Here is a 20,396-nt window from a genome sequence, read left to right as displayed (position 1 = left end):
TCGGCATTTCGCGTTATGTAGGATGGACAGTATTTCGCACCGTCCACCAAAGCCATTTACTGTAAATGCTTTTACTTAGCCGGTAAAGCAGCCGGGTTCAGCGTGACCGCTTTGTAGCTGTCTACCCAGGACGAATAGCGATCCGGGTTCGACCACACGCGGTAGTGCATGCGCGACAGGGTGACCGGGTCGCTCAGCAGCACCAGACGACGGTCGCGGTTGAGCTTGTCCGGCGTTTCGTTCAGCGCCTGCTCAACGTGACGGTCGCGGGCAATTTCCAGCACCTGGCTCGCACGGTGACGGGCCGTTGCCATCGCCGTGGTGAGGGCATTAAACGACGGGTTGAACACCGCGTGCATAAAGCCATCTTCCAGCGTACGGCTGCGGTTGAGCTTCAGGTAATTGTCGGTATCCACCAGCACCTTCGGCGGCGAGTACTCTTCCGGGATCAGGAACAGCTTCCAGCGCTTGGTCCGCAGCCCCACCGTTGCCCGGCTGGAAATCACCGACACGAACGGCGAGAGGATCAGCGAGAACACGATTGGAGCCAGCCAGAACAGGAAGCGTAAATCCAGCCACGCCATGCCAACCGCCCAGACCAGGCCCAGCAGCAGCTGCGAGCCATGGCGCATGAAGGCTTCGCCCCAGGGGGTAGAGTCATCATCACGCTGCGGCGAGTTCCACACCACTTCCCAGCCCAGGAACGCGCTGACCACAAACACGGTGTGGAACAGCATGCGCACAGGCGCCAGCAGCACGGAGAACAGCACTTCCAGCAGCAGGGAGAGCGTAACGCGCAGGAAGCCGCCGTACTCCTTCGAGCCTTTACACCAGATGAGGATAATACTCAGCAGCTTCGGCAGGAACAGCAGCACCATGGTTGACGCGAACAGCGCTATCGCCAGCTCCGGACGCCACTGCGGCCATACCGGGAAGAGCTGGCGCGGCTGCAGGAAGTACTGCGGCTCGGTCAGCGCATGCACCACCTGCAGGGCGGTCGACAAGGCCAGGAACATAAACCACAGCGGCGCGGACAGATAGGACATGACGCCCGTCAGGAACACCGCGCGGTGAACCGGGTGCATGCCTTTCACCAGGAACAGGCGGAAGTTCATCAGGTTACCGTGGCACCAGCGACGGTCACGCTTCAGCTCATCCAGCAGGTTCGGCGGCAGCTCCTCATAGGAGCCCGGCAGGTCATAGGCAATCCACACGCCCCAGCCCGCACGGCGCATCAGCGCTGCTTCCACGAAGTCGTGGGACAGGATGGAGCCCGCGAAGGAGCCTTCACCCGGCAGCGGCGCAAGCGCACAGTGCTCAATAAACGGCTTCACGCGGATAATCGCGTTGTGACCCCAGTAGTGAGATTCACCAAGCTGCCAGAAGTGCAGACCGGCGGTAAACAGCGGCCCGTAAACGCGTGTCGCAAACTGCTGGCAGCGCGCATACAGCGTGTCCATACCGGACGCTTTCGGGGAAGACTGGATGATCCCGGCGTTCGGGTTCGCTTCCATCAGGCGCACAAGGTTGGTCAGACAGTCACCGCTCATTACGGAGTCCGCGTCCAGCACCACCATATAGCTGTACTGATTGCCCCAGCGACGGCAGAAGTCATCGATGTTGCCGCTTTTACGCTTCACGCGACGACGGCGGCGACGGTAGAAGATCTGCCCTTCGCCCTGCACTTCGGCGATCAGTTCCATCCAGGCTTTTTGCTCGGCAACGCAGATGTCCGGGTTGTAGCTGTCGCTCAGGATGTAAACGTCGAATTGCTTCTCCTGGCCGGTAGCCTTAACCGACTCCCAGGTCGCCCGCAGGCCGGCAAACACGCGATCCACGTCTTCGTTACAGATAGGCATAATCAACGCGGTGCGGTGCTCCGGATTGATTGGCTCATCCCCAACGGTTGAGGCGGAAATACTGTATTTGTCCTTGCCCATCAGCAGCTGCAGGAAGCCCATCAGCGCGGTCCAGAAACCGGCGGAGACCCAGCAGAAGAGGATGGCGAAGAGGATCAGAATCCCCGTCTGCAGCACGTAAGGCAGCAGCTGCATGAAGGAGACCAGCAGATCCTGCCCCACCATGTCGGAAGGGTTGATCAGCGCCCAGCCCTGGTAAGGCAGAATGGTCTTCATGTACCAGGTGGCGACTACCGTCTGCGCGAGGGTAAGGATCAGCAGGATGTAACGACGGATAGTCCCGACGGTACGCCACTTCTGTTCGGCTTCCGCCTCTTCTTTAGACAGGTAACGGGGGTTAACCTCGCGGCCTCGCAGACGGTCCCAGAAGCGCCCAATCGGGTTGGTGCGCCACGGATCCGGAAACATCGAGGAGCGGGTTGCTTTCGGCATGGCCTGAAGTTGAGTACGCCCTTCCTCATCCTGAATCAGCTGACTGCCGCCCAGCGAGCCGGGCCAGCTTGCTTTAAGCCGGGCCTTAACGGACGCTAAAGGGGAGTCGTCCGCGCGGTCGAAATGCTGCTTTTGCTCATCCAGGGCTTCATGCACAGCTTGCAGATCGCTTGCAGGAAGCGCCGCCTTTTCGGCGGCGGTCAGGGGGAGTGCCTCAATATAGTCAGGCGAAATTTCGGTAGACTTATTCATTAGCAGGTAACTGGTAGCTCCAGGTTTCACTCAGTGTCTGATCGCCATTGACCAGCGCCGCACGCATTTCCGTCGGCTTCTTGTCGTCTTTGACTTTCAGGCGCATCGTTAAGCGCCAGCCTTTGGTGACCGGGTTGTACTGCACCTTGCTGTCAACGATTTCACCGTTGTCGCCGATGCTGGTCTGCGCGGTTACCGGAGTATCCTGCGGCAGTTTTTTCATCTCCGCACCGGTGTAATCCACCACGAAAGCGATGGTGCCGTCCGGCTGACGGATAAGATTAGACTGCTTCACATCACCCGTTGAACGACGAGTCTGCAAGACGTAGGCGCTTTCCGGCGCGTGCATTTTGTCTTCGTCGCGGCTGAAGGTAATGGTGTACTTGAAGTTCATCTCTTTGCCCGGATCAGGCAGCTGGTCCGGCGTCCAGTAGGCAACGATGTTGTCGTTGGTTTCGTCGTTGGTCGGGATTTCTACCAGCTCAACGCGGCCTTTGCCCCAGTCGCCCTGCGGTGCGATCCACGCGCTTGGACGCTGGTCGTAGCGATCGTCAAGATCCTCGAAGCGAGAGAACTGACGGCCACGCTGCAGCAGGCCAAAGCCTACCGGATTTTCGGTCGCAAATGAGCTTACCGCCAGGTGCTTAGGATTGTTCAGCGGACGCCAGATCCATTCACCGTTACCGGCATGAATCGACAGACCGTTGGAGTCATGCAGCTCCGGACGGAAATTGGTGGCCGGCGACGGCTGGTTTGGCCCGAACAGGAACATACTGGTCAGCGGCGCTACGCCCAGCTTGCCCACTTTATCGCGCAGGTAGACCTTAGACTGCACGTTAACTACCGTGTCACGTCCTGGCGTTATCACAAAGCGGTACGCACCGGTGGCGCGAGGGGAATCCAGCAGCGCATAAAGGGTCAGCGTTTTTTCGCCAGGCTTAGGACGTTCAATCCAGTACTCGCGGAAGCGCGGGAACTCTTCGCCGGACGGCAGCGCCGTATCAATAGCCAGACCACGGGCAGACAGGCCATAGACCTGACCGGAGCCGATCACACGGAAGTAACTCGCCCCGAGCATGCTGACAATTTCGTCGTTCTTATCTTTGCTGTTGATCGGATAGAGCACTTTGAACCCGGCGAAGCCGAGGTCTTTGACGGTATCTTTGTCGTGTTTGACGTTACCGAAATTAAAGTAATCCGGATTGTACTTGATCTTATGAACGGCGGTGGCGGTCACTTCGTTAATGCTCACCGGCGTGTCGAAGTACATACCCTGATGGTAGAATTCGAGCTTAAATGGGGTCTTTAACTTGCTCCAGTAGGCTTTGTCGTGGTTGAACTGGATCTGCTGATAGTCCGCATATTTCATGTCGCGAAATTGCGAAGGCAGATTAGTTTTAGGTGCCTCGTAGCTTTTGCCCGCTAAGGTTTTCGCCTGTTTTGCGACGTCATCGATAGTGAAGGCCCAAACCGTAGTGGTATAAAGGGACAGCATCACTGCAGCACCCAGCGCACACATCTTCATCATTTTTGGTTTATGTTTCATATTAACCAGCACATCCCCCTTTGTGTGCTTAAATCAATCCAATCCATTTTAATGGAAACTTCTGCTTTCCGACAACCAAATACCCGCATCGTTCAGCGCGCCGGCTCAGGCTTTAAGCAAAAAAAGACAACTGCTTACGCTTTAAGAGTCCACTCTACAGACAGAATGTCACGGTTAGTGTAGGGTTGCCACGGAAAGTATCCTATTAGTGCTGGAGCCTGATGGATAATGTTCTTAAGGATAAGACGATTAGTCCGATAATGTCTGGAGTATTATGAGTAACGCACCTGTTCAACGCGAGTTTTTCCTGGATTCTATCCGGGCCTGGCTAATGTTATTGGGCATTCCCTTTCACATTTCTTTGATTTACTCCAGTCACCAGTGGCACGTGAACAGCGCCCTGCCCTCCTGGTGGCTGACCCTGTTTAATGACTTTATTCACGCGTTTCGTATGCAGGTGTTTTTTGTCATTTCCGGCTATTTTTCCTACATGCTTTTTCTGCGCTATCCCCTTAAGCGCTGGTGGAAAGTGCGCGTCGAGCGTGTAGGCATCCCGATGCTGACGGCCATTCCGCTGCTGACGCTGCCTCAGTTTCTGATGCTGCAGCATATCAGTGGTAAAGGCGCGGACTGGCACAACCTCACGGCTTATGAAAAGTACAATACGCTGGTGTGGGAGCTGATCTCACATTTATGGTTCCTGCTGGTGATGGTCGTCCTGACCACGGTCTGTCTTTTTGTGTTTAAAAAGATGAACAGATACATTACCCGTCATAAAGAAACCCGTGATGCCCCCTGGTCTTTAGGAACCCTCTCACTCATCTTCCTGGCCTGCGGCGTACTGTATGGCGCGCTTCGCCGGACGATTTTTATTATTCACGCGCCGTTGTTAAGCGATGGCCTGTTCAATTTCGCGGTGATGCAGACGCTCTTTTACCTGCCCTTCTTCCTGCTCGGCGCGCTGGCCTTTACCCGTCCGGGCCTGAAAAACCTTTTCACCAGGACTTCACCGTGGTGCGCCGTTGGCGCAGCGCTGGCCTTTGCCGCTTATTTACTGAATCAGCGCTACGGCAGCGGTGACGCGTGGATGTATGAAACGGAAAGCGTGATTACCATGCTGATGGGGCTGTGGATGGTCAACGTCGTCTTCTCGCTGGGGCACAAGCTGCTGAACTTCCACTCCCCGCGCGTGACCTACTTCGTGAATGCGTCGCTGTTTATTTATCTGGTCCACCATCCGCTGACGCTGTTCTTCGGCGCGTATATCACGCCGCATATCAGCTCCAACGCGCTGGGTTTCTTCACCGGCCTAATCTTTGTGGTGGGCATTGCCATCGCGCTGTATGAAATTCATCTGCGCATTCCCGTGCTGCGCTTCCTGTTCTCCGGCAAGCCGCAGAATAAAGCGGCTAAAGCATAACGCCCTGACGTTTGCGATCGGGTTACCGGGGGCGACCACCGGGTCTGGCGTCCCTCCGGGAACCAGATCCTGCGGTTTCCCCTGATGCATTGGCTCAAGTGCAAAGAGTCAGGTCAGAGCAGCCACTCCACCGGCAGCCGGTAGACCAGGCGAACCAGCACCCGCTGCCAGAAGCGGGTGTGCGGCTCTTTCTTCCAGACAATCTCTTTGCCCTCGCTGTTTTCCACCCAGTTCACTCGCCCCCAGCGGTCCAGGCGCAGCGCCCAGGCGGCCTCTTTCTGGCTCTTCGTAAATTTGGCGTGGATATCCTCGGCAAGCTTTGCGCTCTCGATGACAAACCCCATCTCGGTATTCAGCATGGCGGAGCGCGGATCGAAGTTAAACGAGCCGATAAACACCTGCTGCTTATCGACGCTGAAGGTTTTGGCGTGCAGGCTGGAGCCGGAATTCCCCGTCAGCCCCCGGTCGTGGGGAACATAGCGGCCATCGTGTTTAGGCTTGAGCTCGAACAGCTGCACGCCGTGGCGCAGCAGTTTTTTACGCCAGCGGGCATAGCCAGCATGAACCGGGGCCACATCGTTGGCGGCCAGCGAGTTAGTGAGGATAACGACCTTTACCCCCTTGCGAACCAGCCCAAGTATCTGCGCGACGCCCGCCCGGGTTGGGACGAAGTAGGCGGAGATAATATCGATCTCCTCTTTCGGCTGGCCGATGACCGACAGCAGGCGCTGCGGCAACAGGGTATGGTTACGCGCCTTCCCCTGCCCTTTACGCGGGTCGTCGCTCAGCAGCTTTGTTTTCGCCCAGTACATGCTAAGCGTGCGGGAAACGAGGTTGGTAGCAAACTGGCTGGTGGTCAGGCGGTCAAGATAGCGCCTCGCGATAGGGTCATCCTTCCAGTCTTCCGGCAGCGTCACGCGCTCGTGCAGCACCTCCTGATCCACGTCGAGCACCTTCTCCAGCGTGGAGACGGACTGACAGTGCCAGTAGCGCTCGAAATCGTGACAGACCTCGGTCACCACCGGCCCCACCGCCAGCACGTCCAGATCCGAAAACAGCGGCTGCTCCCCGGCGCCAAAATAGGCATCCCCGACGTTACGCCCGCCGATGATTGTCGTTTCGCCGTCTACGGTAAAACTCTTGTTGTGCATGCGCCTGTTTAAGCGTGCGAAATCAGTGAGATAGCCGATAGCGCGAAACAGGCGAAACGAGAAGGGATTAAAAAGACGGATCTCGATTTCCGGATGGGCATTGAGCATCCGCAGCGTGTCATCCATGCCGTTGGTATTGTTATCGTCCAGCAGCAGTCGGACCTTTACGCCGCGATCGGCTGCCGCCAGCAGCGCGCCGAACAGCAGGCGGCCGGACATATCGTCTTCCCAGATGTAGTACTGCACATCCAGCGTTTTTTCAGCCATGCCGCACAGCAAATAGCGCGCCGCAAAGGCGTCCAGGCTGTCGCCTAGCGTATGAATACCGCTCAGACCCGGGTGCTCGGCGGTCGTAGGGGTGATGGCCCGCCCCAGGCGGGTTGCGTGTTGGTTTTCCACGTCAGAGCTGGGCAAGGTATTGCTGATAGATACGGGTATTTTCGGTGTCAAAACAGACAAAAACCACCTCTTCGGGCAGCGGCCTGATGCCGATATATTTATAAACTACGTCCACCGCAATGCGCGCGGCCTGCTCTTTCGGATAGCCGTAGACGCCGGTACTGATAGCCGGAAACGCAATCGTGCGGTAGCCATTCGCCGCAGCCAGATCCAGGCAGTTGCGGTACGCCTGCTCCAGTATCTCGGGCTCATGGCGGTCACCGCCGTGCCAGACCGGGCCGACGGTATGAATAATCGCTTTTACCGGAATATTCCCGGCCTCGGTAATCACCGCGTGTCCCGGCGCGCACTCGCCCTGTTGACGTACGATGAGTTTGCACGCTTCCAGCAGTGCGGGACCGGCAGCTTTATGAATGGCGCCATCCACGCCGCCTCCGCCCATCAGCGAAGCATTCGCCGCATTCACAATGACGTCCACGGCAGCGGTCGTAATATCGCCCTGAACTACCGACATTCGTTCACTCATTGGCAAACCTCCAGTTAGTCTTTGATAGTAGTCTAAACTTAGCCAACAGCTGACGTATACCACTTACTGAGGGTTTTCCCGACTCCCGATTCGCAATACCTCTGCATGCTCTTTGATGACCAGAAATTTCCAGAAACTCTTGATCGACTTTAAGACTGCAGGCGCCCCTGTCCGGGCGGCTTTCGCTGCAAAAGTGAGCGATGAAATGCAACGCAACACGCATCTCAAACGATACTTTTTTCAGGAGAGGTTCTATGGCTAGTGAAGCGCAAAAAGTCGGGCTGGTCCCGGTGATGCTAATGGTGGCGGGGAATATCATGGGTTCCGGGGTCTTTTTACTCCCGGCAAGCCTTGCCGCCACGGGGGGAATTGCCATATTCGGCTGGGCGGTGACCATCATCGGCGCCCTGTCTCTTTCTATGGTGTACGCCAAAATGTCGTCCCTTGATGACAGCCCAGGCGGCTCCTACGCCTACGCCAGGCGAGCGTTCGGGCCGTTCCTCGGTTATCAAACGAACGTGCTGTACTGGCTGGCATGCTGGATCGGTAACGTTGCTATGGTGGTTATCGGCGTCGGCTACCTCAGCTACTTCTTTCCCATCCTCAACCAGCCCTGGCCGCTTACCGTTACCTGTATCGCGATCCTGTGGCTGTTTGTCGGTCTGAATATTCTCGGGCCGAAGATGATCACCCGCGTGCAGGCGGTGGCGACGATTCTGGCGCTGATCCCGATTGTGGCCGTGGCGGTGCTCGGCTGGTTCTGGTTCCAGAGCGATACTTACATGGCGGCCTGGAACGTCAGCGGGAAAGGCACTTTCGGCGCGATACAAAGCACCTTAAGCGTCACGCTCTGGTCATTCATCGGGGTGGAAAGCGCCTCGGTTGCCGCAGCGGTAGTGAAAAACCCCAAGCGCAACGTGCCGATTGCCACGATTGGCGGGGTGCTGATTGCGGCGGTTTGCTACGTGCTGTCGACGACGGCCATCATGGGGATGATCCCCAACGCCGATCTGAAAGTTTCCGCCTCGCCGTTCGGGGATGCGGCGCGGATGGCGCTTGGGCCAACGGCCGGGGCAATTGTTTCCTTCTGCGCCGCCGCCGGGTGTTTAGGTAGCCTGGGGGCTGGACACTGCTTGCGGGACAAACGGCGAAGGCCGCCGCGGACGACGGGCTATTTCCACCAGTCTTTGCGAAGGTCAATAAAGACCAGACGCCGGTCTATGGCTTAATCATCGTCGGCGTGCTGATGACGCTGTTCCAGCTGGCGAGCATCTCCCCGGACGCCACCTCGCAGTTTGCGGTTGTATCGTCCGTTTCCGTCATCTTTACCTTAGTGCCTTACATCTATACCTGCGCCGCGTTAATGCTCGTTGGTCAGGGGCATCTTGGCAACCAGCGCCTGCCGTTCCTGTTCATCACGCTGATCGCGTTTATCTACTGCATCTGGGCCGTGGTCGGTTCGGGCGCGACTGAGGTCATGTGGTCGTTCGTCGCCATCATGCTCATCACCGCGATGTATACCGTGAACTACAACCGTCGCCACAAAAACCCCTACCCGCTGGATAAACCCGTGGTTAACGATTAACAGGAGGCACCATGCTTGATTTAGGCACGCATCAAAAACGTAAAATTCTGGTGGTCGACAGCAGCATTCAGGACGCCACCACGGCTAACGGCAGGGCAATTGCCGAACTGATTGAGGCGCTTGAGGAGAATAACTTCGCGGTGATCAGCGCCGCCACTTTCGAAGACGGCATCGCGACGGTAACCTCCGACGCCTCGCTGTGCTGCATTTTTGTCGACTGGACCTCCGGCGGGGATGACGATGAATCCCACAGCCAGGCGTTTAAACTGCTGCAAACCATCCGCCACCGGAACAAAAATGTCCCGGTGCTGCTGATGGCGGAGCACTCCTGTATCGACACGCTGACGCTCGACTCGATGCGGCTGGTGAACGAGTTTGTCTGGATGCACGAAGACACGGCGGAGTTTATTGCCGCCCGCGCCCGCTCGCTCATCCAGCGCTACTACGAGCAGCTTCTGCCACCGTTTACCCGCGCGCTGTTTAATTACACGATGGAGAATCCGGAGTACTCGTGGGCAGCGCCGGGTCACCAGGGGGGCGTGGCGTTCACCAAGTCGGCGGTGGGCCGGGAGTTCCTGGATTTCTTCGGGGAAAATCTGTTCCGTACGGACACGGGGATTGAACGTGCGGCTATGGGCTCCCTGCTGGATCACAGCGGCCCGATAAAAGAGTCGGAGATCTATGCCGCCGAGGTCTTTGGCTCGCACATGAGCTACTCCGTTCTGAACGGCACATCCGGCTCCAACAGGGCGATTATGCAGGCCGTGGTCGGCGAGCAGGAGATCGCCCTTTGTGACCGCAACTGCCATAAATCCATCGAGCAGGGGCTGGTGATGACCGGCGCGCTGCCGGTTTACTTTATCCCGACCCGCAACCGCTTCGGAATAATCGGCCCTATCCCTAAGCGTCAGTTCGAACCGGACAGCATCCGCAAGGCTATCGACGCCAACCCGCTGAAGCACGAGGTCGTCAGCGATAAGCCGGTTTATGCCGTGGTCACCAACTGTACCTATGACGGCATGTGCTACCACGCCGAAGCCGCGCAGGATCTGCTGGCGCAGAGCGTGGATCAGATTCATTTCGATGAAGCCTGGTACGCCTACGCGCGCTTCAATCCAATGTACAAAGGCCGCTTCGCCATGCGCGGCGACCCGAAAGACTTCGACGCAAGTGGCCCCACCGTCTTCGCCACCCATTCAACGCACAAGCTTCTCGCCTCGCTTTCCCAGGCGTCTTATATCCACATTCGCAACGGCAGGAAGCCGGTGGAGCACTCGCGCTTCAATGAGTCCTATATGCTGCAGGCCACCACCTCCCCGCTCTACGCCATTATCGCCGCCAATGAGATAGGCGCGGCAATGATGGACGGCGGCCAGGGAGAGGCGCTGACCCAGGAAGTGATTAACGAGGCGGTGGATTTCCGCCTGGCGCTGGCGAAGGTTCACGCCGCATTCGCTAAGAAAGGCGAATGGTTCTTCTCGCCGTGGAATGCGCCAACCGTTACCGACAGCTCGGGCCAGGAAGTCCCGTTTGCCAAAGCCTCGCGCGAACAGCTGACCACCGACCCCGGCTGCTGGACGCTGAAACCCGGCGAAAAGTGGCACGGCTTTGAGCAGCTGGAAGATGAATGGTGCCTGCTCGACCCAATCAAAGCGGGCATTCTGGCGCCGGGCATGGGCGACGACGGCAACCTGCTGGAGAGCGGCATTCCGGCGGCGATGGTCACGGCCTATCTCGGCGAGCGCGGCATTGTCCCGTCACGCACCACGGACTTTATGGTGCTGTGCCTGTTCTCCATCGGCGTAACGAAGGGGAAATGGGGCACGCTGATCAACGTGCTGCTGGAGTTCAAGGATGATTATGACAACAACACCCTGCTCAAGCGCTGTCTGCCCGATTTGATCGCCGCCGATGCACAGCGCTATGCGGGCATGGGGCTGAAAGATCTCTGCGATGAGATGTTCAACTACATGAAAACCAGCCAGATGGATAAACTACAGGCCGAGGCGTTTGGCAATATCCCGCTGCCGGTCACCCGCCCCCGCATCGCGTTCCAGCACCATATGGCCGGTAAAGCGGAGCATCTGCCTATCACCCAGCTTGCCCATCGCGTGTCGGCAGTCGGCGTGATCCCTTACCCGCCGGGGATCCCGATCGTCATGCCGGGCGAAAGCTTTGGTGCCGCAGACGAGCCGTGGCTGCAGTACATCCGCAGCATCGCGGAATGGGGCGAGAAGTTCCCGGGCTTTGAGAAGGAGCTGGAGGGCGCCGAGCTTATCGACGGCGTCTACCATATCTGGGCGATGAAGGCGTAGCGACCGGATGACGCTGCGCCTGTGGTTCAACCCGCAGGCCAGCGTCAGCGACGGAAAAAGCCGTTAACTGCCGATCAAATGCTCAGCAGGAATGTTAAACAGCTTATTAAGAATAAAAACAAGTTCGACATGAACGCGGACGGGCACTTTAACGACAGAAAACGGCGGGGGCGATGGGCACGCCTCTTTTTGTCGGGGCGTGCCGCAAAGCTGAAGAAAAGCGTTACATCAGAAGTCCACGGACATGGAAAGTTTCAGCATGCGCGGGTCGCCCTGGGTGAGATAGGTGCCGGAATCGTCTACCGACGCCCAGTACTTCTCATTGGTGACGTTTTCCACGGCCGCACGCCAGGTCAGCGTCTGCTCGTTCACCTTCATGCTGTAGCGTGCGCCCAGGTCAAGGCGCGTCCAGCCGTCCAGCCTGATGGTGTTGCTGGCGTTAGCGTACTGCGAGCCGGTACGGGTTACGGTGCCGGTAGCGGTCAGATTCTGGATCCACGGCAGATCCCACTCTCCGCCCAGAGTGACGGCATAGCGTGGCACGCCCACGGCGTCGTTTCCGTCGTTCACCCCACCGGCGGTTTTGCTCAGTTCAGGATCGAGCCACAGCGCGCTGCCCAGCAGACGCACGCCGTAAACCGGTTCGCCGAAGACGTTCAGCTCCATGCCGCGGCTTTGCTGCTCGCCGTACAGGCCGTAGACGTTTTTATCATCGACCATGCCGACAGGCTTCTTGATTTCAAACAGCGCCAGCGTGCCGCCAACGCGACCAAAGTCCACCTTCATGCCGACTTCGTTCTGTTTCGACTGCACGATACCGACCACCTGGCCCCCGTTAGAGGCTTTGCTGCTGGCGGTTGGCCCCGGTTGCAGCGCTTCGATATGGTTGGCGTAGAAAGAAACCTGCTCCCATGGCTTCACCACCAGGCCATAGACGGGCGTAACTTTAAAGGCATCAAAGCGGGTGGCTGGGGTTTCCACGCCGTTATAATCGTAGTTGCGCACGGTGACATCCTGGCGACGGGCGCCAACGGTCAACAGGACTCGTTCATCAAGCGCCGAAAGCGTATCGGATACGGAAACGCCTGAGGTTCTGGTGCGGCTGCGGTCGTTCGGGTCATCCATATTACCGCCGCGGTAAAGCGTCGGCGGGTAGTTAATCGTCGTGGGATCATAAATATTGATGGTGCTGCTCGCGTCGGACAGCGTGTAGGCCGAGCGGGTTTTACGATAGACGCCGGAGTAGCCCAGATTCACGCTGTGCCCAATTACGCCCGTGTCGAACCTGCCGCGAATGCCGGTCATGCCGGAGAAGCTGTCGGCAACGTAGCGCGTTCCCAGACGGCTGACGCTAGCGTTGCCCTCGCTGTCCAGCAGCTTCGGCAGGCTGTACTCGCCGCGCTCGTCGGTATTGTTGCCGCCGATGCCGCCATAAAACGTCCAGTTATTCGCAACGTCATATTCCCCACGCAGGGCGGCAAAATGGGTCGTCATATCTGAATAGACCCACTGCTGGCTGTAGTTGTCGCTGTTATCGGGGACTTCCGGCATTTCCGTGATGTCCCCTACCCCGACGCCAATCCTGCCGTTATGCATGGTGGATTTCTGCCAGCCCGCATCGAGGGAGCCGCGCAGGCGATCGCCTTTATAGTCCAGCCCAATGCTGGCAAGCGTGGTGCGATCCTTCTCGTTATCAACGGCGGTTTCACCTTCCCTGTGCAGCACGTTTACGCGCGCGCCAAACTGGTCGCTGTCGCCGAAGCGGCGTCCGGCATCCAGCGAGGTACCAATTTGCGAGTCAGATCCATAATCCACGCTGACACGGGTTAGCGGGATGCTATCCGCACGCTTCGGCTCCACGTTGATGGAGCCGCCAACACCCGAGCCGCCCGGCGGCACGCCGTTAAGAAATGCGTTCGATCCTTTAATCACTTCGACGCGTTCCGCAATATTTGTCGTCACCACCTGGCGAGGCAGTACCCCGTACAGGCCGCCGAAGGCGATATCGTCACCGTCCAGCTGGAAGCCACGAATTCTGTAGGACTCGGCAAAGTTGCCGTAGCCTCGCACCGCCTGGACCGTGGCATCGTTACGGATAACGTCCGTCAGGGTCGTGGCCTGCTGGTCCTCAATCATCTTTGAGGTATAGCCAATGATATTAAAGGGGACGTTTTTCGCCTCCTGCTCGCCCAGCATGCCCAGGCGGCCACCGTTGGCAACCTGGCCGTCAAGATAGGCAGGCACCAGCTCATCGCCCCCGGCGCGGAAAGGAGTTTCCGGGGTGGCGGTCACGGTGATGGTATCTTCTTTCGCGGTGGTGTCCGCCAGGTTCGGGGCAGCCACGGCAGGCGTGAGGCTGGCGCTGATAAGCGCAGCGAGAAGGCGCGGTCGCAGCCCTGGCTGAGCATGAGTCGGTCGTTGCATGAGATTTTCCCTGACAAATAATAATGAGAATGCTTCTTATTTTGCGCATGATTATCGTTTGTCAGCTAAGAATTGCAAGCAGAAATGACACGGCGTTTCAGGATATATCATCCGCATCTGAGGACATTTCCGCCCTGCCAGCGGCAGGCCGTAAACAAACGCCGCTGAAGGTAAATGCGGGAATATAATTTGTAATATTATTTCTTAATATAAGTTATTTTCCGCGCCCATTACTCACGCAAGAAACGTCTTAATTGCCGGTAATAATTAAGACAAATCTCCCTTGTGTGATTGAAATATGCTGCTCAGATAGGCATCATAGCGCCCTTTGCTTTGGAGATGATATGCAGGACTTTTTACTGCTTCTGAAAAATTACGGCATGGAATTAAATAAATATACTTATTTAGCCGTTATGCTGAGCGTGATTGTACTGACCGCCGTTGTCGTACATTTTATTCTGCACCGCATTGTCCTGCGTATTTTTGAAAAGCACGCCAACGCCAGCTCGAAGCTCTGGCTGCAGATTATTACCCAAAATAAATTATTCAACCGCGTCGCCTTTACGCTGCAGGGGATCATCGTCAATTTCCAGGCCGTGATCTGGCTGCATAAAAATGGCCAGGCCAGCGAACTTATCTCCTCCTGCGCGCAGCTGTGGATCATGCTTTTCGCGCTGCTGTCGCTTTTCTCGCTGCTGGATATTGCCTTAAAAATCTCCCACAAATTCGCCATTGCCTCGCAGCTGCCGCTGAAGGGCATCGTTCAGGGCATTAAGCTGGTCGCCGCCATTATTATTGGCATCCTGATGATTTCCGTGATGCTCGATCAGTCCCCGGCGATACTGATTAGCGGCCTGGGCGCCATGGCCGCCGTGCTGATGCTGGTCTTTAAAGATCCGATTCTCGGCCTGGTGGCGGGCATTCAGCTTTCCGCCAACAATATGCTGATGCTCGGTGACTGGCTGGAAATGCCGAAGTTTGGCGCGGACGGCTCGGTGATTGATATTGGCCTGACCACGGTAAAAGTGCAGAACTGGGATAATACCATCACCACTATCCCGACCTACGCCCTTGTTTCTGATGCGTTTAAAAACTGGAGCGGCATGTCAAAATCCGGCGGCCGCCGTATTAAGCGCAGCATTAATATTGACGCCACCAGCATTCATTTTCTTACCCCTGAAGAAGTTGAACGCCTGTATAAATCCCGGGTGTTAAAGCCTTATATTGAAGCGCGTAATAAAGAAATTAGCAGCTATAATCAGCAATATAACGAGGATGAAGGTAACGCGCTTAACTGCCGCGGCATGACCAATATCGGCACCTTCCGCGCCTATCTGGCGGAATATTTACAGCACCATACAAAAATTCGTAAGGACATGACGCTGATGGTCCGCCAGCTGGCTCCGGGCGCGGAGGGCATGCCGCTGGAAATATACGCCTTTACCAACACCACCGCGTGGCTGGAATATGAAGCGATTCAGGCAGATATTTTTGATCATATTTATGCGGTGATGGGCGAATTTGGCCTGCGGGTTTATCAGTCGCCTACCGGGAATGATATGCGTAACCTGACGGCGCTCGCGGGAGCGGGCCAGCAGCAGAGCTAAAGCAAAACCAGCTCGGGCGTGAATTCGGCAGGAAAAGGTTCACGCCCGCAGCAGGCAATCAGCGCACCGTTGACCGCCAGATGCGTCAGCCAGCGGCCCGCCGGGCAGAGCGTGTCCAGCGGCAAATCCAGCGAAGATATCTGCCATACCGTCCCCCCCTGCTGCTTCAGTACCGCCTCATGTGCTGTCCATAAGCGCCAGAAAGCATGCAGCTGCTCCTCCACCGGCAGCGCCTCGAGCCACTCCACCAGCCCGGCTGAAAAACTGTGTCGCGCCACCGCCATAAAACGAGGGCGCGGCCGCAGCAGCTCCATATCACAGCCCACTTCCCTCTCGCCCAGCAGCACCGCCACGCCCGTTGCGCTGTTGCTGATATTAAAGTGGGGAAGCTGCGGATGGGAGGGTTTGCCGTTAGGGCCAATAGCCAGCAGAGGCAGCGGCCCTTTATCCAGCAGTATAGACAGCAGAATACGCCCGGCCAGCCATACCTGGCGGCGGCTGCCGTGCGGTGCCGTGGCGAACAGCTCGGGGGAAAGCCAGCGCCCGGCCAGCGCGTCGTCCGCCAGGCGGCTGACGTCCGCAAAGGCCAGGCGATAGGGTTTTACGGCCAACGGCGCAGCACCAGCGAAGTGTTAATCCCCCCGAAAGCAAAGTTATTGCTCTGGATGAATTCGGTATCCAGGCACCGGGCGCTGCCCATGATGTAATCCAGCTCGCCGCACGCTTCGTCCCGGTTACGCAGGTTCAGGGTCTCCGCAAACCATCCCTCCCGCATCATTTCAATGCTCATCCACGCTTCCAGCGAACCGCATGCCCCGAGCGTATGGCCAAAATAGCTCTTCAGCGAGGAGATCGGCGTTTTGTCGCCGAACACGGCGGCGGTCGCCTGAGTTTCGGCTATATCACCCCGGTCCGTCGCCGTGCCGTGCGCGCTGATGTAGCCGATGTCGCTGGCGGCAAGCCCGGCGGAGCCGAGGCCGCGTTCGATACAAATCTGCATGGTCTCTTTCTGCGGCTGGGTGATATGCGCCGCATCGCAGTTGGTGTGGAAGCCGATAATCTCGGCGTAGATCTTCGCCCCTCGTGCCCGGGCGTGCTCAAGATCTTCCAGGATCAGCGTGCCCGCTCCTTCGCCAATCACCAGGCCGTCACGCGTCTGGTCAAAGGGAGCCGGCGTGCTTTTCGGCTGCTCGTTGCGCTGGCTGGTGGCAAACAGCGTGTCGAACACGGCGGCTTCCGACGGGCAAAGCTCTTCCGCGCCGCCTGCAACCATCACGGTCTGGTAGCCATGGCGAATCGCCTCCCAGGCGTAGCCGATGGCCTGGCTGCCTGATGTACAGGCGCTGGAAGTCGGGATCACCCGGCCACGCAGGCCGAAGAATAAACCGGCGTTCACCGCCGCCGTGTGCGGCATCATCTGCACGTAGGTTGTTCCGGTGATATTGCGCGTATGCTTTTCTGTCAGCATGGTGGCGAACTCACTCACCGGCCCGGTGCTGCCCGTAGACGAGCCGTAGGCAATGCCTGTCTCCCCGCTGGTGAGCACCGGATCGTCAAGCAAACCAGCCTGCTCCAGCGCCAGCTCCGTTGCCCGCGTAGCCATCAGCGAAACACGCCCCATGGCGCGGATGCGTTTGCGGGTGTAATGCCCGGGAAGGACAAATTTATCCACCGGCGCGCCGAGCAGGGTATTCAGCCCTTCGTAAATCTGCCATTCCGGCATGTGCCTGACCGCATTCTGACCGGAGCGCAGCCCGGCGGAGACCGACTGCCAGTCTTCTCCAAAGGCGGTCACGCCCCCCATTCCCGTTACCACCACGCGGCGGATCACAGCATGCCTCCGTTGATGGAGATGACCTGGCGGGTGACATAGCCTGCCACCGGCGACATCAGGTAGCGGGCAAGCCCGGCCACTTCTTCCGGCTGGCCCATGCGCCGCAGGGGAACAGTGCGCATCGCCTCTTTGAGCGCGGCCTCTTCCATTTCGATCATGCCGGTATCAATCAGCCCCGGCGCGATGCAGTTCACGGTAATTTTGCGTTTTCCCAGCTCAACCGCCAGCGCTTTCGTGGCGCCGATAATGCCCGCCTTGGCCGCGCTGTAGTTCACCTGACCACGGTTGCCCATCAGGCCCGATACCGACGACAGGGTAATAATGCGTCCGCCGTCGCGCAGGCCAATCATTGGCATCATGCAGGGCTGAATAACGTTATAGAAGCTGTCGAGATTGGTATGGATAACCCCGTCCCAGTCTTCGTCGCTCAGCGCGGGAAACGCGCCATCGCGCGCAATACCCGCGTTGTTAACCACGCCCCAGTAGGCGCCGTGAGCTTCGATATCTGTCTGCAGGACTGCGCGGCACTGCGCCCGGTCCGCACTGTCGAACTGCATCAGACGGCCCGTGCCGCCCTGCTGTTCAATAAGATTTAGCGTTTGCTGTGCGCCATGAATATCGCGGTGGTAATGCACCACCACGGAAAACCCGTCTTCCGCCAGCCCAAGGGCTATTGCCCTGCCGATGCCTTTGCTGGCTCCGGTCACCAGTACTGTTCGTGTCATACCTGCTATCCCATTAAAATAATTGTTCTAATTCGTTCTTATCTGGTTGATACGTATTCACCCGCCCGCTTGCCACAACGCGGTTATCCGCGAGGATTTCGCCTTCAAAACTGCCAATTTTATCGTCACGCATTAACAGCGTGACCTTACAATCCAGTAGCGTACCGGCCGCAAATTTTCCGTCAGGACAGCGCAGCCCGCGCCCGCCGAGGAGCATCCCCACGCCAACCGACTCTTCACCGGCGCTCACCGTATGCCAGCCGGACCATACCCCCACCGTCTGCGCGATGATTTCGATGGCAAACCAGCCCGGCAGCGAGCCATCATCGCTAAGAAAAGGAGCCAGCACGCCCGCTGAGCTGACTTTTACCTGACAATGGGCACCTGATTCCGTGACCTCCACGACCTTTTCCAGCAGGCACATCGGCGCTTCATGGGGCAGATAGCGCTGCGGGGGGGAATAGTCAGTCATGCGTCGCTCCAAAAATCAGGGTGGCGTTGTTGCCGCCAAAGGCGAAAGAGTTAGAGAGCATGACCGGCTTATACTCCGCCCGAGGTGAAGTCAGTAACCCGCACGGTGCCAGCTCTGCGTCCTGAGTACTATCGCTGAAATCCTGCGCCGGCAAGGGTAAACGGCGGGTTAACATCAGATAACAAAGCGCCGCCTCGCAGGCTCCCGCAGCGCCGAGAGTATGCCCGGTCAGATGCTTCGTTGAGCTGCCCGGCACGCCGTCGCCAAACAGCGTATTGACCACCTTCGCTTCAATCTCGTCATTTAAGCGCGTGGCCGTGCCGTGCATATTGATATAGCCGATATCTTTCGCGGTTAAGCCAGCCTCTTTCATCGCCATTTCAACGGAGCGAATGGCTCCCGCCCCTTCCGGGTGCGGCGCGGACATATGCCAGGCGTCGGAAGATTCCCCCACGCCGAGCAGCTGAACCGGGCCGGATTCACGGCTGAGCAGCAGCAAAGCGGCCGCCTCACCGATGGTAATACCGTTACGTTCGGCGCTAAAAGGCCGACAGCGCCGCTCGCTCAGGGATTCCAGGCTGCTAAAACCGTTTATTGGCATGCGGCTTAGCGTATCTGCCCCGCCCACAATTGCCGCGTCCACCATGCCGGACTCAATCAGGCGTTTGCCGGTAATGACCGCCCGGGCGCTGGAGGAGCAGGCGGTCGAAACCGTCAGGGCCGGACCGTCGAGGTCAAGATATTCACTGACGAAGCGCGACGGGTCGCCCAGCTCCTGCTGTCCGTAATGGTACGTATCGTGCGTGCCGCTCACTTTGCGGTCTGCCTCATCAAGCCCCGAGGTACTGGTTCCCAGCACCACGGCAACCCTGTCCCGGCCATAGCGCGCAATCAGCTCATTTATCTGCGGCCCGATCTGCGCCAGCGCCGCCAGCAGCAGACGGTTGTTTCGGCTGTTGTGCTGGGGCAGCGTGTCGGGCATCGGGGGAAGCTCTCCCGTCACCCGCCCAACCCAACAGTCGCCCTGCTGCAGCCAGCCGTCGGTGTCCGGCACCATGCCGGGGGAGCGTCCGGCAGCCAGGCTGTCGGCTATCTCATCGAGCGTATTCCCCATGGCGTTAACCATGCCCACCCCGGTCACGAAAATCATGGCTGGCCGTCCAGGTTCTGGATCGCGATGAGGTAGCCAAAGCGATGGTGCTGAATGCTGACGGGCAGGCGCCTGCCGTCCCGGGTGACGTAGCTAATGGTCTCGATAAGCGCGTTGGTGTCATCACGCAGTTCGCGCGTTGCGCCGATATCTTTCAGCGTCCAGCCCTTCGGCAGCTGGGGCTGCCAGGCGCTGACCGGCCAGTGGCTCAGCATAATATCGGCCAGCACCTGGCTTGCCGGTGGCATTTCCGGCAGCGTTATCGACTGCTCGGTTTTCACGCCGCTTTTGTCATAGGTCAGGCGGAACAGGCGGATGCCCAGCGGCGACAGGCCCGCCAGCATAACCTTCTGGTCATCGGCGTTGAGCAGCACCATCAGCGACTGGGTTTTGCCTTTCAGACTGGCGGTCAGCAGCTGCTGCTGATTAATAGCGGGCGTAATGCCCGGCGCGGGCAGCGTTACCAGCGTCCCCGGCTTAAGCCAGGCCTGCGGGCGCGTCGGATCCTGCTTTGGCGTGTTACAGGCGCTAAGCAGCGATACGCTCAGAACCAGAACGAAAGCGGAAAAATGGTGGAAGACGCTACCGCTTTTCCACCCTGCGAGTGCAAAAAATTTCTGTTTTATGGTGTTCATGATT

Annotated in this window: 14 protein-coding genes and 1 pseudogene; 4 read left to right on the top strand and 11 right to left on the bottom strand. The window is 58.1% G+C overall.

Annotated elements, in window-relative coordinates; all coding sequences use genetic code 11:
* Nucleotides 1-71: 71 nt before the first annotated feature.
* Entirely contained in the window at nt 72-2,603 is a 2,532-nt protein-coding gene (gene mdoH / locus AAE045_RS10140; protein WP_455547610.1) for a glucans biosynthesis glucosyltransferase MdoH, read from the bottom strand.
* A complete protein-coding gene (mdoG, locus tag AAE045_RS10135; RefSeq protein WP_455547676.1) occupies nt 2,596-4,131 on the bottom strand; it encodes a glucans biosynthesis protein MdoG in 1,536 nt (511 codons plus the stop codon). The genes mdoH and mdoG overlap by 8 nt, the downstream gene beginning before the upstream one ends.
* 292 nt (nt 4,132-4,423) lie before the next feature.
* Between mdoG and mdoC the strand changes: the two genes are divergently transcribed.
* Nucleotides 4,424-5,569 (top strand): glucans biosynthesis protein MdoC, encoded by a 1,146-nt coding sequence (mdoC, locus tag AAE045_RS10130; RefSeq protein WP_455547609.1) that lies wholly within the window; start codon nt 4,424-4,426, stop codon nt 5,567-5,569.
* Nucleotides 5,570-5,682: 113 nt separating this feature from the next.
* Here mdoC and AAE045_RS10125 read toward each other — a convergent pair whose 3' ends face one another.
* Both AAE045_RS10125 and ymdB read right to left on the bottom strand, forming a co-directional pair.
* Entirely contained in the window at nt 5,683-7,158 is a 1,476-nt protein-coding gene (locus AAE045_RS10125; protein ID WP_455547675.1) for a phospholipase D-like domain-containing protein, read from the bottom strand.
* Nucleotides 7,121-7,645 carry an O-acetyl-ADP-ribose deacetylase gene (gene ymdB / locus AAE045_RS10120; protein ID WP_455547608.1) on the bottom strand — a complete coding sequence of 175 codons (525 nt, stop codon included), beginning with the start codon at nt 7,643-7,645 and terminating at the stop codon, nt 7,121-7,123. Before ymdB ends, AAE045_RS10125 begins: the two co-directional genes overlap by 38 nt.
* 254 nt (nt 7,646-7,899) lie before the next feature.
* Here ymdB and adiC point away from each other — a divergent pair.
* Nucleotides 7,900-9,230 (top strand): annotated as a pseudogene (adiC, locus tag AAE045_RS10115) (arginine/agmatine antiporter).
* Between the two features lie 11 nt (nt 9,231-9,241).
* Nucleotides 9,242-11,545 carry an Orn/Lys/Arg family decarboxylase gene (locus tag AAE045_RS10110; protein ID WP_455547607.1) on the top strand — a complete coding sequence of 768 codons (2,304 nt, stop codon included), beginning with the start codon at nt 9,242-9,244 and terminating at the stop codon, nt 11,543-11,545.
* Between the two features lie 228 nt (nt 11,546-11,773).
* On the opposite strand, the gene AAE045_RS10105 is transcribed toward AAE045_RS10110, so the two are convergent.
* Nucleotides 11,774-13,969, bottom strand: a complete 2,196-nt coding sequence (locus AAE045_RS10105) for a TonB-dependent receptor (protein ID WP_455547606.1) — start codon at nt 13,967-13,969, stop codon at nt 11,774-11,776.
* Nucleotides 13,970-14,313: 344 nt separating this feature from the next.
* Here AAE045_RS10105 and AAE045_RS10100 point away from each other — a divergent pair, with 344 nt between their 5' ends.
* On the top strand, nt 14,314-15,576 hold the full coding sequence (locus tag AAE045_RS10100) for a mechanosensitive ion channel family protein (protein WP_455547605.1): 1,263 nt from the start codon (nt 14,314-14,316) through the stop codon (nt 15,574-15,576).
* Here the strand turns inward: AAE045_RS10100 and AAE045_RS10095 are convergent.
* Genes AAE045_RS10095 through AAE045_RS10070 form a run of 6 tightly spaced genes read right to left on the bottom strand, consistent with a single transcriptional unit; the run spans nt 15,573 to nt 20,392 of the window.
* Nucleotides 15,573-16,187 (bottom strand): 4'-phosphopantetheinyl transferase superfamily protein, encoded by a 615-nt coding sequence (locus tag AAE045_RS10095; RefSeq protein WP_455547604.1) that lies wholly within the window; start codon nt 16,185-16,187, stop codon nt 15,573-15,575. The two genes, AAE045_RS10100 and AAE045_RS10095, sit on opposite strands and share 4 nt — an antisense overlap.
* Nucleotides 16,178-17,407, bottom strand: a complete 1,230-nt coding sequence (locus AAE045_RS10090; protein WP_455547603.1) for a beta-ketoacyl-ACP synthase — start codon at nt 17,405-17,407, stop codon at nt 16,178-16,180. The genes AAE045_RS10095 and AAE045_RS10090 overlap by 10 nt, the downstream gene beginning before the upstream one ends.
* Nucleotides 17,404-18,135 carry a 3-ketoacyl-ACP reductase FabG2 gene (locus AAE045_RS10085; RefSeq protein ID WP_455547602.1) on the bottom strand — a complete coding sequence of 244 codons (732 nt, stop codon included), beginning with the start codon at nt 18,133-18,135 and terminating at the stop codon, nt 17,404-17,406. The genes AAE045_RS10090 and AAE045_RS10085 overlap by 4 nt, the downstream gene beginning before the upstream one ends.
* A 13-nt stretch (nt 18,136-18,148) precedes the next feature.
* Nucleotides 18,149-18,607 carry an ApeP family dehydratase gene (locus AAE045_RS10080; protein ID WP_455547601.1) on the bottom strand — a complete coding sequence of 153 codons (459 nt, stop codon included), beginning with the start codon at nt 18,605-18,607 and terminating at the stop codon, nt 18,149-18,151.
* Nucleotides 18,600-19,757, bottom strand: a complete 1,158-nt coding sequence (locus AAE045_RS10075) for a beta-ketoacyl-[acyl-carrier-protein] synthase family protein (protein ID WP_455547600.1) — start codon at nt 19,755-19,757, stop codon at nt 18,600-18,602. Before AAE045_RS10075 ends, AAE045_RS10080 begins: the two co-directional genes overlap by 8 nt.
* On the bottom strand, nt 19,754-20,392 hold the full coding sequence (locus AAE045_RS10070; RefSeq protein ID WP_455547599.1) for a DUF3261 domain-containing protein: 639 nt from the start codon (nt 20,390-20,392) through the stop codon (nt 19,754-19,756). Before AAE045_RS10070 ends, AAE045_RS10075 begins: the two co-directional genes overlap by 4 nt.
* Nucleotides 20,393-20,396 lie beyond the last annotated feature (4 nt).

It is taken from the genome of Dryocola clanedunensis (assembly GCF_038405435.1).
In the GTDB taxonomy this organism is placed as follows: Bacteria; Pseudomonadota; Gammaproteobacteria; order Enterobacterales; family Enterobacteriaceae; genus Dryocola; species Dryocola clanedunensis_A.
This window is presented reverse-complemented; position numbering and strand designations above follow the sequence as displayed.